Here is a 14,826-nt window from a genome sequence, read left to right on the forward strand (position 1 = left end):
CTTTCTCTAAATGAGGATATCGAGAATGGTGGTGGAAACATGACTGAATATGTTTTAGAAATGAAAGGAATAACAAAAGAGTTTCCAAGTGTTAAGGCTCTGGACAATGTTACTTTTTCAGTCCGAAAAGGTGAAATCCATGCCTTATGTGGTGAAAATGGTGCAGGGAAATCGACCTTGATGAAAGTATTAAGCGGCGTTTATCCGGCGGGCACATACAGTGGGAAAATTTTAATCAAAGGTAAAGAAGCAAGTTTCAAAAATATTAAGGAATCACAAGATGCAGGAGTGGCAATTATTTATCAGGAACTGGCATTGGTTGGTGAAATGACGATTGCCGAAAATTTATTTTTAGGACATGATTTAATGCGCTCGGCCGTTATTAATTGGAATGAAATTTATAAAAATTCGATGGTAGCACTTGAAAAGGTTGGTTTAGATCTGGACCCACAAATGAAGGTATCCGAATTAACGGTAGGAAAGCAGCAACTTCTGGAAATTGCAAAAGCCCTGACGAAGGAAACGGATATTCTAATCTTAGATGAGCCGACAGCTGCTCTTACAGAAAGTGATGTAGCTGTTTTAATTAAATTGTTAAATGAACTTCGAAAACAAGGTGTAACATGCATATACATTTCGCACAAATTAGGAGAAGTAATGGAGCTGGCTGATTCTGTAACAATTTTACGTGATGGTCAGACAATCTCAACGAATTCCATCGAGTATCTCACTGAGGAAATGATCATTACAAAGATGGTTGGTCGTGAACTGACGGAGTTATTCCCTTATGAGGTGCATGAAATTAGTGATGAAAATGTATTACATGTAGAAAACTACACTTCATACAATAAATCAGGAAAAAAAGTTGTATCTAATATAAATTTCAATGTTAAAAAGGGTGAAATTGTAGGCTTTTCCGGCTTGATGGGAGCCGGCCGCTCAGAGCTGTTTATTAGTTTGTTTGGCGGAATGCCTGGTAAAAAAGAAGGTACGGTCAAATTAAATGATAAAACCGTAACAATTAAATCACCGGCAGATGCCATTAAAGAAGGATTTGCTTATGTATCGGAAGATCGTAAGCGATACGGTCTAGTACTAGGAATGGATATAGCAAAAAATACGACACTAATTGCATTAAACAAGGTGATGAAACTAAATGTGATTAGCCAAGCACTTGAAGTAAGAGCAGCAGAAGAGATTACAACCAAGATGAAATTAAAAGCACCTAATCTAGACATAGAGGTAGGAAAGCTAAGTGGCGGAAACCAGCAAAAGGTTGTTTTGAGTAAATGGATTATGAACAATCCAAAACTATTAATCTTAGATGAACCTACTAGAGGGATTGATGTTGGTGCTAAATATGAAATTTATAAAATTATGAATGAGCTCGTTCAACAAGGTGTAGGGATTGTACTAATTTCATCTGAGCTGCCCGAAGTTTTAGGAATGTCAGATCGAATTCTTGTTATGTGTGAAGGAAAAATTACGGGTGAATTTACAAGAGAAGAAGCAACGCAGGAAAAAGTAATGATGTGTGCAACTGGAGGGGAAAAACGTGATTAATGAACAGACAATCAAAAAAGAAAGTAAATTATCCTTCAAATTCGATTTACAATCCTATACCTTAATTCTTGCTTTAATTTTTATTGCTATTATTTTCACATTTTTTACTGACGGAGAATTCTTATCTTCTCGTAATATTTCTAATTTATTTACCCAAATGTCAATCATAGCTGTACTTGCGGTAGGAATGACATTAGTAATTGTGGCAGGTCACATCGATTTGTCGGTAGGTTCAATTGTCGGAGTTACCGGTGGAATTGCCGCGATGCTGCAAGTTTGGCAAGGATGGAGTACACCGGTTGTTGTACTCGCAGCAATTATAATTGGAGGTTTAATTGGGTTATGGCAAGGATGGTGGGTCGCATACCGAGCAGTACCCGCATTTATTGTTACGCTTGGTGGGATGTTGATATTCCGAGGGGTTCTAATCGGTTTATCGGATGGTCAAACGATTTCATCATTAAACCCAAGTTTCAAACAAATCGGAAACAGTTACTTACCATTTATACCAGGTTATATTATAGCTGCTATAGCCGTTATTTTAATGATAGCTTTCACGGTAAATAGTCGTAGAAAGCGTAAGGAAATGGGCTTATTATTATTGCCTTCTGTAATCGATTATGGAAAAGTGACAGTTTATTCTGTTGTTCTAGTAGTCATTACGTATATGTTGAATCGTTATTTAGGTATTCCAATCCCGTTTTTAATTGTAGCGGTAATTGCGCTTGTTTTCATGTTCATTACAACAAAACAGCATTTGGACGCCGGATTTATGCAATAGGCGGCAACCCGGAAGCAGCAGCATTATCGGGAATAAATATTAAACGAAATACGCTATATGTATTCGTCAGCATGGGTGCTTTAGCTGGAGTAGCAGGTGTGTTATTAACAGCACGTTTAAATGCAGCAACAGTATCTGCCGGGAACAGTTATGAATTGGATGCCATCGCAGCCTGCGTAATTGGCGGTACATCTTTAATGGGCGGTAAAGGGAAGATCTTTGGTGCGATTATCGGTGCACTCATTATGGCAAGTATTGATAACGGAATGTCGATGATGAATATCGGCGCTTACTGGCAGTATATCGTAAAAGGTTTGATTTTAATTTTGGCGGTATGGGTTGACATCATTTCTAAAAACAAATGAATCGGGGGAATATTATATGTCATATTTCAGCAATATCTCAGCAATCAAGTATGAAGGACCAAAATCAACAAGTGATTTAGCATTTAAATACTACAATCCAGAGGAAGTTGTTGGCGGGAAAACGATGGAGGAAACTTTACGTTTTGGAGTAGCCTATTGGCATACATTTACGTATGATGGCGGAGATCCGTTTGGTGCAGGAAATATGGAGCGGTCATGGGACAAATTTTCCGGCATGGACCTAGCAAAGGCACGTTTAGAAGCTTCATTTGAATTTTATGAAAAGTTAAATGTACCATTTTTCTGCTTCCATGATGTAGACGTTGCACCGGAAGGCCAGTCATTGGCGGAAACGAATAAAAACCTGGATGAAATTATAGACATGATGGAAAAATACATGGCTACATCAAAAACTAAGCTCCTATGGAATACAGCCAATATGTTTTCAAACCCACGCTTTGTTCACGGTGCTGCGACTTCACCGAATGCAGATGTTTTTGCCTATTCGGCAGCGAAAGTGAAAAAGGGCTTGGAAGTAGCAAAGCGTTTAGGTGCTGAAAATTATGTCTTCTGGGGTGGTCGTGAAGGCTATGAAACACTGCTTAATACAAATATGAAGTTAGAGCAAGATAATCTTGGTATGTTCTTGAACATGGCGGTAGATTATGCAAAAGAAATTGGTTATGAAGGTCAATTCTTGATTGAACCAAAGCCAAAAGAGCCGACAAAACACCAATATGACTTCGATGTAGCAACAGGGATTGGTTTCTTGCGTACGTACGGATTAGAAAACAAATTCAAATTCAATATAGAAGCAAACCATGCAACATTAGCCGGGCATACATTTGAGCATGAGTTACATACAGCACGTATTAACGGTATGCTGGGCTCAGTGGATGCCAACCAGGGCGATACATTACTTGGATGGGATACGGATGAATTCCCTACAGACCTTTACACAAACACGTTAGCGATGTATGAAATTTTGAAAAATGGCGGCCTCGGAAAGGGCGGTTTGAACTTTGATGCAAAAGTACGCCGTGGATCATTTGAGCAGGATGATTTGTTTTATGCACATATAGCGGGAATGGACTCATTTGCTGTCGGACTGAAGGTTGCCCACAAGCTATTGGAAGATGGTGTGTTGGAAAACTTCGTAGATAATCGTTATAGCAGTTATAACGAAGGTATCGGCAAACAAATTGTTGATGGGACTGTCGGCTTCAAGCAGTTGGAAGAATATGCTTTAGGGCTTGGGGACGTTAAAAACAGCTCTGGTCGCACAGAAAAATTGAAAATGATTATAAATCAGTACATTTTAAATGTTATAGCTGAATAATTGTGGTCAAGAAGCTTTTTGAGGCTAGAGCAAAAGATTTATACTTTTGGTCTAGCCTTTTATGCAGTATACGGGTGGAGGCAGAAATATGAAGTATGTAATCGGGATTGACCTAGGAACAAGCGCTGTAAAAGCACTGTTAATGAATGAGCAAGGAACTATTGTCGATGAAGCATCAAGGAGCTATCCGCTTGTTCATGAAAAGCCAAGTTACTCAGAGCAAAATCCAAATGATTGGGTGACTGGAACTAAAGCGGCAATTCAGGAAATTGTTAAACGGTTTACAGGAGATGTTTCTACTATTGTAGGGATTAGTTATTCTGGTCAAATGCATGGATTGGTGCTACTTGATGAAAATAATGATATTCTTCGACCTGCAATCTTATGGAATGATACGCGGACAACAGAGCAGTGTAAGCAAATTATTGAACAAGTTGGGCAGGAGGACCTGCTGAGAATTACTAAAAATAATGCTCTTGAAGGTTTTACGTTACCAAAGATTGTATGGGTAAAGGAATATGAACCGGAAATTTTCAAAGCGATAAAAACTTTTCTATTACCTAAGGATTATGTGCGTTTTGTGATGACTGGAAATTTGCATATGGATTATTCCGATGCGGCAGGCACATTATTACTGGATATAGAAAAGAGCGAATGGAGTCAGGAAATAGCTGCAGTGCTGGGAATTGATTTAGCAATATGTCCACCGCTTGTGTCATCGGCAACAGAAGTGGGGCAATTGACAGAGGAATTTGCTAAAAGCACAGGATTAACGACCGCAACTAAGATTTATGCTGGTGGTGCGGATAATGCTTGTGGGGCAATTGGTTCTGGTGTTGCAGGCGATGGTAAAACAATGGTCAGTATTGGTACATCGGGAGTTCTATTATCATACGAGGAATCCAATACAAAGGATTTTGAAGGAAAGGTACACTATTTTAACCATGTTGTAGAGGATGCTTACTACACAATGGGGGTTACGTTGTCGGCTGGGCATTCCCTTAGCTGGTTTAAAGAGAGATTTGCGGAAGGGCAGACTTATGATGAATTATTTGCGGGGATTGATACAATTACTCCCGGAAGTAACGGATTATTATTTACACCGTATATTGTAGGTGAACGCACACCTTATGCAGATTCTACAATTCGTGGAAGCTATATTGGCATAGATGCATCACATACAAAGCAACATTTTGCGCGGGCTGTGATGGAGGGAATCGTTTTTTCACTGCGTGATTCGTTAGAGATTTTCCGCGCCTCGGGCAAAGATATTACCGAAATGGTTTCTATCGGCGGTGGCGCAAAAAGTCCAGTCTGGCTACAAATGCAGGCCGATATTTTTAATGTAACGGTGTATAAACTAAAAAATGAGCAAGGGCCAAGTATCGGTGCGTGTATGATTGCAGCGGTAGGAGCGAATATATACAAAGATTTTGAAGAAGCTGTTCAGGCTTGTGTTCAAGTAGAAGGGAAATTTGAACCGAATCCTGAAAATGTAGAAATATACAATCAGCTATATGCGGTATATCAACAGATTTACAGTCAGACAAAAGCGTTAAATGAACAATTAAAACTATTTCGCTAGGGAGGAATTCATAATGAACAAAGTAAAATGGGGTATTTTAAGTACAGCAAATATTGCGCAAACGCAATTAATTCCGGCTATAAAACGTGCTGAAAATGCGGAAGTCATTGCAATTGCCAGCCGTGGTTCAAAGGTACATGCGATCGCTGACAATCTAGGAATCGAAAGAGCTTACGAGAGTTATGAAGAATTATTAAATGATCAAGAGGTAGAAGTAATTTATATTCCGCTCCCAAATGATTTACATAAAGAGTGGGTCATTAAAGCAGCAAAGGCAGGAAAGCACATTTTATGTGAAAAACCTGCTGCATTAAATGAAACTGATTTAGAAGAAATGATTACAGTTTGTAATGAAGAGAATGTACAGTTTATGGAAGCGTTCATGTACCAATTTCATCCTCAGCACATGCGAGTAAAAGAAATTATTGATTCTGGAGAAATTGGTGAAGTAAAACTTTTTAAATCAAGTCACTCCTTTTATTTAACAGATCGTAAAGCTGACATTCGCATGAACGCAGAAAAAGGTGGGGGTGCCATCTGGGATGTGGGATGTTATTCGGTTCATGCAATGCAACTCATTTTGGGTAATGACGTTAAGTCACTTTCATTTAAAAGGATTGCAGATTCAAAAAATACTGTCGATATTTCTGCGTTCGGAATAGTCGAGCTGGAAAATGGAATCCACGGCATGATCGATTGTAGTTTTGATATGACAGAACGAAATGAATATGAAATAGTGGGGACGAAGGGAACGTTAAAAGTTAAAAATGCATTTAGACCAGACCGTCTAAGCGGGAATGGACAAATTACTATCAATACTTTAACAACTGAACGTATCGAACAAACCGGTGGAGATATATACAAGCAAGAGGTTGAATGCTTCTCTGATGCTGTACGTACTAATGGAGCCCTGACGGTACAGCATAATTATTCACGTAAGAATGTGGGGATTTTGCATGCGATTCAGCAATCGGTAGCCACAAATCAACAAATCGTATTAGCTGATTACGTTTGCAATGATTGAAGTTAGATCTTTTGGACAAATAAACAAGCATCCCGTTTATGAAGTTATTTTAACGAATACGAATGGGATGTATGTAAGCAGTTGTACATTAGGTTGTACTATTACGGCAATCGCTACCCCTGATGCTAATGGAATAATTGAGAATGTTGTTTGTTCATTTGATACGGCTGAAAAATATAAACAATATCCGCAGTTTTTTGGTGCGGCGATTGGACCTTTTGCAGGCCGTCTTGAAGATGCTGTTTTAGAAATTAATGGAGTTTCTTTTCAAGCGAAGGCAAATGAGGGACACCATTTATTGCACGGCGGAAATGACGGCTTTCACAATCAGCTATGGCAATTTGAAACAGGTGTTTCCTCGCGTGGACAGTTTGTAAAATACTTTTTTAATTTCGAATCCGTTGATTTTCCTGGAGAGTTAAATATGTCTATAACCTATACATTAACAGCCAGTAACGAGCTAATTATTTCGTATGAAGGTATAAGTGATGCTGATACAATTTTAAATTGTACAAATCATAGTTACTTTAATCTAAGCGGAAATTTAAAGCGTACGATTGAAGGGCATACATTGAAATTTTCCAGTAGAGGAATGCTTTATATTGATGAGCAGGGGTTACCGCTGGGCAATATAGAAAATGTAATTGAAACAGTATTTGACTTTAACGAAAAGAAATATTTGAGAGAAGTCATTGGTAGTAATTTTTCTCAAGTTAAAATGGCGAGCGGAGGCATAGATCATCCGTTTCTATTGGAGAAAAAAGAAATCGAGTTATTGGATGAAGAGAGTGGTCGTAAACTTACGATTATAACGAATGAGCAAGCTTTAGTCGTATATACAGGAAATAAAATCGGCAGTGGCTATTCGTTTAAGGAAGCGCCCGCACAAAATTTTTTAGGTGTTTGCCTAGAAGTGCAAAATGTGCCAAACAGCGTAAAACATAAACATTTCCCCAGTTCAATAGTAAAAAAAGGAGTTCCTTATCGGCGTGAAACAATCTACAGATTTACCCATCTATAAAATATACATCCATGAATAGAAGAAGCACCATTCGATTATGAATCGAATGGTGCTTTTAACCTTACATATTCGATTGATGGGCAGTGGAAATTTTTTCTTCTCTTCCATTTGTTTTTCTCGTTAAAGAAAAGACTGCACATGCTAACGCAACAAGTACAAGTGCACCGCCATACCAAGCTGCATGTGAAATCGTGTCTGTTTGAGTGATTACGATTCCGCCAAACGCTGATCCCATTGAAATACCGATCTGTAAAGCCGAATTATTAAAGCTTTGCTGAATATCGGAAGTAGCAGGATCTGTCTGAATCAAGTAGCTTTGCTGTGGTGGTGATAAACTCCAGCTTAGCGCTCCCCAAATCATCATAATCGGTATGAAGATGATAAGAGAGAAGGTTGTGAATGGCAGTATGAATAACACGACTGCAAATGAAACAATAACGAAAATGATACTCTTTGGTGCACCAATTTTATCCGAAAGCGTTCCGCCAAATGCGCCGCCGCTTACTGCAGCAATCCCGAATAATAAATAGCAGAGACTGATCCAGCTGGAATTCAGACTTAGTTCTGTTTCCAAAAATGGTGTGAAGTACGCGTACATCGTATAGTGTCCAGCCAGCATAAACATCGTTGCAAGATGGGCACTGCCGATTTTGGAACTGGCAACTGCCTTTAATTGTTGCGAAAGTGGAATGGTCATTTCCCCTGGTACTTTCTCTAAAAAGATTGAAATGAGAATAAATGAACCTACCGATAAAATCGCAATACCTAGGAAAATTACACGCCATCCGAAGTAATCGGAAATTAAAATGCCAAGTGGTACACCTAATACAAGCGAAGAACTAATTCCCATATAAATGAAACCAAGTGCCTTCGCACGATGTGCCGGTGAAACTACTTTTGCAGCGAGGATTAACGAAAGCACGGTAATCAGTGATGTACTCATTGCACTTAAAATACGGGCAACCATCATAAATGTGTATGTCACACTGAAATACATCATGATATTACTGATGAAGAAAATAAACAACGAAATAAGATATAACTTTTTTCGTTCAACTTTGCTCGTTAAAACTAATAACACAGGACCGGCGATTGCATAAATAAGGGCAAACACGGTAATCAGTTGTCCGGCAGTGCTTATTGAAATATTCATATCAGTTGCAATGATTGGGAGAATGCCTCCAACGATCAGTTCCACCAACCCGACAGCAACTGTTGATAATGCGAGTATTAAAACTTTGAAATTCATATTTTGTCTTACTTCCTTTCTTATAAAAAAATAAAAAAATCCTGATTACAAAAAATGAAAAAAATCATTTTCTGTAATCAGGATTTTATGGTTCCTGGTAGAGACCCTCAAGCCATATTCTTGAGGTTATACAGTTACTATTAACTTGGATAAATGAGCACTTTGATAGTTTACTCGTTTTCAAAAAAAATTTCAAGTATGTGTTTTTTAGTAAAAAGCTGTCCTCGTAATAAGAGACGAGGACAGCATGCTGAATGAAGCGTATAATTAAAAGCTGAAGTGATCCGGATCCGGCCCGATAAGGAAATCTTGGTTAAGGGAAAGCTTTTACTTCCAATTGAGATAAGCGTGGATAGTCAATTCCCGCAAGCAGAAAAGCACCAATTTTCTTATAAAGAAAATTGATGCTTTTCATTTTGTATAAGGTCCGTGGGGCAATTCTAATCGACAGCCCGTGTATTATTTATACTTTAAACTTATGCATTACTTGCTGTAAGTGATCGGCCATCTGATTTAAAGCATGAGCAGAGGCACCCATTTCTTCCATAGAAGCATGGATTTCCTCCGTTGTAGCCGCCACTTCTTCAGCCGCAGCAGCAGTCGTTTGTGCATGAGTCACTAATGAAGTCGCTGTAGAGGAAGTTTGTTCTACAGAAGCCGCCATTTCCTGGGCAGTTGCTGTAACATCATCCACTTTAGGGGCGATAGTTTGCAGTGCCTCTAAGATTTGCTGGAATTTTCCGGCTGTCTCGTTTGTCAGCTGTATACCCTGCTGAACATCTGTCTTCGCATGGTACATCAATGCAACGGAATTCGCCGTGTCTTCTTGAATTCCTCTTATTAATAGATTGATTTGCTCTGTTGATTGCTGAGAGCTCTCTGCAAGCAGACGAACTTCCTGTGCGACAACGGCAAAGCCTTTTCCATGCTCACCCGCACGAGCAGCTTCAATGGCCGCGTTCAGCGCTAATAAATTTGTTTGGTTTGCAATATTATTAATAACATCTACAATACTTCCGATTTCATCAATACGCTTTGATAATGCGCGAATTTTTTCATCTGATTGTGCAACCGAGTCATCGATTGAATTCATTTGATTCACTGTGTTTTGAACGACGATATTTCCTTCGTTTACTGTACCGATTGCATTAGTCGATAGAGAAGTGACCTCGTGTGAACGATTTGCAATTTCAATAATATTTTGACCTAATTGACTCATCGATTGTGCGTTTTGTTCATTACCTTTTAGTTGCTCGTCAGTGCTGATGGCTACTTCTTGTACTGCGTGTGCGGATTGCTCCGTCGCCTCGATTGTTAAATTTGTACTTTCTTTCAATGAGGAGGCGGCTTCTCGAACACCTTCCGCACTATGCAACCCTTGTTGTATTAGAGTACTTAAGTTCTCGCGCATTGTATTAAATACTTGTCCTAAATGTCCAATTTCATCTTGGGTATTAATATTTACTTTTACGGATAAGTCACCTTCACTAATAAGGGTTGCCTTTTTAGATAATTCCTGAAGTGGTCCATTAATTGAACGGATAATCAAATAGACGAAAACTGCTGCGATAATAAAGGCAATAAAGACAACTGTTAAATCATTAAGCAAGTTTTTATTTGCAACTGCCTCTGCTTCGCTATCAAATGTTTTCGCAAGCACGGTCCATCCTGTTTGTTCATTTTTAACGTAGAAAGTTTTGGTTTGATCATCTTTAATAACACCATTGTTTTCATTAATATTATTACTGATTGACTCTCCGGCTGCTGAACCGATTTCAATATCAGGTGCTGCCATAAAATTGTTTTTGCTATCCAAAAGCATGGTGAAGCCTTTCTCGCCAATCACTACTGAATCATTAATCTCAGCTAATTTTTGAATCGCCAAATCAATCCCGATAACGCCTGACTTGTCCGCTAATTGTTGCGCAATCGTTACAACAAGAGTACCGGAACTTGTTGCAATGTAAGGATCGGTAATAATTACTTCTCCCTTTGCTTCAATTGCCTGTATATACCATGGACGTTCCCGTGGATCGTAGCCCGCTTCGTATTGATGTGCGGGGCGACGTAGCATTTGACCATCAGCTGTCCCTACATAGGCTATGTTGATTTCTGGGTGAAGTGCGAGGTATTCATCGAATAGTGAATTAATTTTATTATCATTTTCCAGGGTATCTTGTGAAATATAGGATGAAAAGTATGACATTTGCTGAAGCTTTGGCTGAATTGTTTCTGTAATCTTTGAATTTAATAAATTTAAACTTTGTTCAGCAGTTGACTCATGCTCTTCAAAAATCAGGTTTTCTGTATTGTTATATGAAAAAAAAGATACAGTTAAGGTTGGTATTAAGAGTACTATTGCAAATGCAAAAACAAGTCGAAATTTAATGGACCACTTAGTAAAAAAGTTCAAAATTATAACATTCCTTTGCTGTTTAGGATAATAGTATAGAAATCAATATATATCGATAATACTTTATTACTATTATATAAATATTGCAATATATATTTTATTAATAAGATTCAAAATTATAAAACTATGTAGAAGGGGGTTATGGTTTCACGCAATTTTCAGTTGGTGAAGGTTGATAACGAACGATATCGAAAATGGATTATTTAAGGGTATATTTGGTGGTGGGTCAACTCTTTATCGAATTTTCCGAAATTATAAGACCAAAAGGGAAATTGCAAAGTGCAATTTCCCTTTTGGTCTTAACCGAAACAATTACGTCCCAGCCTCATTAAGTTTTCTATATTAAAATCAAATAAATATTGTTCCAGGTATATTTTTATTATTCGATTCCGCGTTTATCTTCTGCCACCATTATTAAAATCTTACCTGCTTCAAATTGCTCGTTGTAGCGCTCTGCCTCGTCTTCCGGAATCCCCATACCGACTAAAGCACCGACGATTCCACCGACCATTACACCGGTAGCTAATCCGGTTAATCCGGCAGCGATTGGTCCCGCTGCAACAACAGGGCCGATGCCTGGAATTGCAAGTGCACCAAGTCCGACAATAACTCCGCCAAGTCCGCCTAATGCGCCGCCAGCAGCTACACCTGTAATGGCACCTTCCATAGCATTTGCGCCGGTTTCATTTGAAATTGCATCCACATCCGATACGTTCTTACTGATGATTGAAATATCCTGTGCACTATATCCTTGTTGCTTTAAGTCTTCAACTGCTTCAATAGCTTCTGCTTCTGTATCATAATATCCTACGACATGTTTTACCATTTCCCTCATCCTCTCAAATTCTCTTTTCACATACTAAAATTTACCCTTGAGGAATATTTGTAAACATGAGGAAACAGGGAAGGGAGAAAACATAACGAAAAAAAGCCATTCTGATAAATCAGGAATGACTTTCTGCTGTTTTATTATAAAAGTGTTGTACCGCGTGTATTTTCATCTACCATAATTAAAATTTTGCCAGATTCAAATTGTTCATTGTAACGGTTTGCTTCATCTTCTGGAATCCCCATTCCGATAAGAGCACCCGTCAAGCCGCCGACACCTGCACCGGCTGCCGCGCCTGTAATACCGGCAACTATTGGACCAGCTCCCACGATTGGACCGATACCTGGAATTACCAATGCGCCAAGACCTGCAAGCACGCCGCCAATTCCGCCTAAAGCACCTCCCGCAGCTGCGCCTGTTACAGCACCTTCTGCAACGTTTGCACCTGTTTCATCGGTAATTGTATCAACATCTGATCGGCTTTTACTGATAACTGAAATATCTTCAGTACGGTAACCTTGTCGTTTCAGATCCTCGATTGCATCAATTGCCTCTGATTCTGTATCATAATACCCCACAATATGTTTTACCATTTCTATCATCCTCCTCATCTAAATGTTGCACAATGTAAATTTACCCGTGTCGATTGTTTGTAAACATAACTTGTTAACATCGATGCTAATTGGAGGGTGGAAATAGAAACATTAGGTTAAATATAACTTTGCCATCCAAAAGCCGGCAAAAGCAAAGGAAAGACCGACCGAATATGTGAGTATAGAGTAGAGTAAAAATTGCTTCCATTGTTTTGCATGGACAAGTGTAAGACTTTCCAATTTGAAAGTTGAGAATGTAGTAAACGCACCTAAAAATCCAATACATAGAATAAGGTTTGCAGTTGTATGGAGATGCATATTAACTAAAAATCCCAATGTAAAGGAACCGAGCATATTTACCGCAAAAGTACCGAAGTGAACAAATCGGTATGCATGATTGAGCCGCTTAGAAATAATAGCACGCAAAATCGCTCCGAAAAATCCACCAACGGCAACTAACAAGAAATTCATCATACAGGTTCCTTCCTTTCCCAAAGGCTTCTCCCGGATTTCATACCAAGCGCAACAAAAAGGAAACCGAAGATGGCACTAATGAAAATATAGAGAATGGCAAAAAAATAAGAGTGATGCTGCAGCAGCTGGATCACTTCGACACTAAATGTGGAAAAGGTCGTAAACGAGCCGATTAAACCTGTTTTTAATGCAGATAAATAGTTGGGATTTGCTGTTATTTTCTGTTCGAAACCGGAAGAGAGCAAACCTAAAAGAAAGCAGCCTGCTAAATTCACTGCAACCGTCGCAAAAGGGAAGGCAGCTGTCTCGGTAGTTGTGAAGAAAAGAATGGAAACGCTATATCGTAATGCCGCTCCAATAGCACCACCGATTCCTATTAAAATCATTGGCATATTCAATAACCTCCTTAAATAAAACAGACTCCTACCAGTTCATTAAACTGACAGGAGTCTTTCGTCTATAGGCGGTTAAGGGCGAATCACGCCTATCATGTTCTATTTACTACATTAGTTTATCAATTAATGGCAAGTCAAGATTCTCTTAATAAACAGTGGGATTATCCATAAATATAAGTCACTCAGGTATGCCGAATCTGACCTGTTAATTAGGTGAAGACAAATCGTTCCTTCATAGTTATTCTTAAATAATGGAAATAGGAGGAATAAACATGCAACCACTAATTCATGGAATTTTATTGGCATTTGGCTTAATTTTGCCACTGGGTGTTCAAAATGTATTTATATTTAATCAAGGTGCAACACACCGGAAATTTACGAAATCATTGCCTGCAATAGTAACAGCAGGTGTCTGTGATACGATTTTAATTTATTTGGCAGTAGCTGGGGTATCGGTAATTGTTTTTAGTTTTGAATGGTTGAAATTATCGCTTTTTTTAGCAGGGTTCTTTTTCTTGGCATATATGGGATGGGTAATATGGAAGGACAATTCATCAGTTAAAGCACACCGAGAAGAAAAAGGTTTTTCAGCGCGACGTCAAATTACGTTTGCTGCTTCAGTGTCGCTACTTAACCCCCATGCTATTTTGGATACAATCGGGGTAATAGGAACAAGTTCATTAGCTTATACAGGTTATGAGAAATGGATGTTTACATTGGCCTGTATAGTTGTGTCGTGGATTTGGTTTCTGTCACTTGCCATTGTCGGGAGAAAGATTGGACAAATTGACGGAAACGGGAAATTCTTAAATTCCCTTAATAAGATATCTGCCATAATTATTTGGATAATGGCACTCTATATGGGCTATCAGTTTTATTCACTGCTCTAACGAGGATGTTATAGAAAGGCAGAATTAAAAAAGTGGCTTATGAAAATTGAGACTTTAAAGAGTGGGTATAATTTGAAAATTTACAGGAGAGATTACGAAGTAATGCGGAGAGGGAAACCCCAAAAAGTATTTATTTGCTAAATAGCCATTTTGCGGGGAGTGGAAAAGAATATGTAGGAAATAGATGGTTAATGTTAGCCAGACTTGCCTGTTAAACGACTCGGGAAACAACAGCATTTTATGTTTTTCGAGCTTTTTTATTACTTGGAAAAGAGTGGGTTTATTGTAGCCCTAAAGAATGACTT

The 14,826-nt window shown here is 38.6% G+C and carries 12 protein-coding genes, 1 pseudogene and 1 riboswitch; of the genes and pseudogenes, 7 read left to right on the forward strand and 6 right to left on the reverse strand.

The window, feature by feature from the left end; genetic code table 11:
• The first annotated feature begins 39 nt into the window (after nt 1–39).
• From MHH37_RS00975 to MHH37_RS01000, 6 genes and pseudogenes are all read left to right on the forward strand, one after another.
• The gene (locus tag MHH37_RS00975; RefSeq protein ID WP_065216230.1) at nt 40–1,563 is read left to right on the forward strand and encodes a xylose ABC transporter ATP-binding protein; all 1,524 of its coding nucleotides are present in this window, start codon (nt 40–42) and stop codon (nt 1,561–1,563) included.
• Nucleotides 1,556–2,709, forward strand: a pseudogene (locus MHH37_RS00980) (sugar ABC transporter permease). The gene MHH37_RS00975 and the pseudogene MHH37_RS00980 overlap by 8 nt, the downstream one beginning before the upstream one ends.
• A 16-nt stretch (nt 2,710–2,725) precedes the next feature.
• Nucleotides 2,726–4,048, forward strand: a complete 1,323-nt coding sequence (gene xylA, locus MHH37_RS00985) for a xylose isomerase (protein WP_251691454.1) — start codon at nt 2,726–2,728, stop codon at nt 4,046–4,048.
• Between the two features lie 88 nt (nt 4,049–4,136).
• Complete coding sequence (xylB, locus tag MHH37_RS00990) at nt 4,137–5,633, forward strand: xylulokinase (RefSeq protein WP_342574630.1); 1,497 nt, start codon at nt 4,137–4,139, stop codon at nt 5,631–5,633.
• A gap of 13 nt (nt 5,634–5,646) precedes the next feature.
• Nucleotides 5,647–6,657, forward strand: coding sequence for a Gfo/Idh/MocA family oxidoreductase (locus tag MHH37_RS00995; protein WP_065216228.1), 1,011 nt, complete (start codon nt 5,647–5,649; stop codon nt 6,655–6,657).
• Complete coding sequence (locus MHH37_RS01000; RefSeq protein ID WP_342574633.1) at nt 6,650–7,678, forward strand: aldose epimerase family protein; 1,029 nt, start codon at nt 6,650–6,652, stop codon at nt 7,676–7,678. The genes MHH37_RS00995 and MHH37_RS01000 overlap by 8 nt, the downstream gene beginning before the upstream one ends.
• A gap of 61 nt (nt 7,679–7,739) precedes the next feature.
• On the opposite strand, the gene MHH37_RS01005 is transcribed toward MHH37_RS01000, so the two are convergent.
• From MHH37_RS01005 to crcB (MHH37_RS01030), 6 genes are all read right to left on the reverse strand, one after another.
• Nucleotides 7,740–8,927, reverse strand: coding sequence for an MFS transporter (locus MHH37_RS01005; protein ID WP_014825016.1), 1,188 nt, complete (start codon nt 8,925–8,927; stop codon nt 7,740–7,742).
• 54 nt (nt 8,928–8,981) lie between these two features.
• A riboswitch (purine riboswitch) is annotated at nt 8,982–9,081 on the reverse strand.
• Between the two features lie 309 nt (nt 9,082–9,390).
• Nucleotides 9,391–11,340 (reverse strand): methyl-accepting chemotaxis protein, encoded by a 1,950-nt coding sequence (locus MHH37_RS01010; protein ID WP_342574634.1) that lies wholly within the window; start codon nt 11,338–11,340, stop codon nt 9,391–9,393.
• A 379-nt stretch (nt 11,341–11,719) separates the two neighbouring features.
• Nucleotides 11,720–12,166 carry a general stress protein gene (locus MHH37_RS01015; RefSeq protein ID WP_008407510.1) on the reverse strand — a complete coding sequence of 149 codons (447 nt, stop codon included), beginning with the start codon at nt 12,164–12,166 and terminating at the stop codon, nt 11,720–11,722.
• Nucleotides 12,167–12,309: 143 nt separating this feature from the next.
• Complete coding sequence (locus MHH37_RS01020) at nt 12,310–12,762, reverse strand: general stress protein (protein WP_014825014.1); 453 nt, start codon at nt 12,760–12,762, stop codon at nt 12,310–12,312.
• A 111-nt stretch (nt 12,763–12,873) separates the two neighbouring features.
• Nucleotides 12,874–13,236 (reverse strand): fluoride efflux transporter CrcB, encoded by a 363-nt coding sequence (gene crcB, locus MHH37_RS01025; RefSeq protein ID WP_339263514.1) that lies wholly within the window; start codon nt 13,234–13,236, stop codon nt 12,874–12,876.
• Nucleotides 13,233–13,628, reverse strand: coding sequence for a fluoride efflux transporter CrcB (gene crcB / locus MHH37_RS01030; protein WP_342574636.1), 396 nt, complete (start codon nt 13,626–13,628; stop codon nt 13,233–13,235). The genes crcB (MHH37_RS01025) and crcB (MHH37_RS01030) overlap by 4 nt, the downstream gene beginning before the upstream one ends.
• A 275-nt stretch (nt 13,629–13,903) precedes the next feature.
• Here crcB (MHH37_RS01030) and MHH37_RS01035 point away from each other — a divergent pair, with 275 nt between their 5' ends.
• A complete protein-coding gene (locus MHH37_RS01035; RefSeq protein ID WP_342574638.1) occupies nt 13,904–14,521 on the forward strand; it encodes a LysE/ArgO family amino acid transporter in 618 nt (205 codons plus the stop codon).
• Nucleotides 14,522–14,826: the final 305 nt, after the last annotated feature.

Origin of the sequence: Solibacillus sp. FSL K6-1781 (assembly GCF_038630735.1) — a bacterium.
GTDB lineage: Bacteria > Bacillota > Bacilli > Bacillales_A > Planococcaceae > Solibacillus > Solibacillus silvestris.

Bases quoted from the DNA above. Each gene is read 5' to 3' on its own strand.
- MHH37_RS00975 (WP_065216230.1), top strand. From the start codon at position 40: ATGACTGAATATGTTTTAGAAATGAAAGGAATAACAAAAGAGTTTCCA.
- xylA (WP_251691454.1), top strand. From the start codon at position 2,726: ATGTCATATTTCAGCAATATCTCAGCAATCAAGTATGAAGGACCAAAA.
- xylB (WP_342574630.1), top strand. From the start codon at position 4,137: ATGAAGTATGTAATCGGGATTGACCTAGGAACAAGCGCTGTAAAAGCA.
- MHH37_RS00995 (WP_065216228.1), top strand. From the start codon at position 5,647: ATGAACAAAGTAAAATGGGGTATTTTAAGTACAGCAAATATTGCGCAA.
- MHH37_RS01000 (WP_342574633.1), top strand. From the start codon at position 6,650: ATGATTGAAGTTAGATCTTTTGGACAAATAAACAAGCATCCCGTTTAT.
- MHH37_RS01005 (WP_014825016.1), bottom strand. From the start codon at position 8,927: ATGAATTTCAAAGTTTTAATACTCGCATTATCAACAGTTGCTGTCGGG.
- MHH37_RS01015 (WP_008407510.1), bottom strand. From the start codon at position 12,166: ATGGTAAAACATGTCGTAGGATATTATGATACAGAAGCAGAAGCTATT.
- MHH37_RS01020 (WP_014825014.1), bottom strand. From the start codon at position 12,762: ATGGTAAAACATATTGTGGGGTATTATGATACAGAATCAGAGGCAATT.
- crcB (WP_339263514.1), bottom strand. From the start codon at position 13,236: ATGATGAATTTCTTGTTAGTTGCCGTTGGTGGATTTTTCGGAGCGATT.
- crcB (WP_342574636.1), bottom strand. From the start codon at position 13,628: ATGCCAATGATTTTAATAGGAATCGGTGGTGCTATTGGAGCGGCATTA.
- MHH37_RS01035 (WP_342574638.1), top strand. From the start codon at position 13,904: ATGCAACCACTAATTCATGGAATTTTATTGGCATTTGGCTTAATTTTG.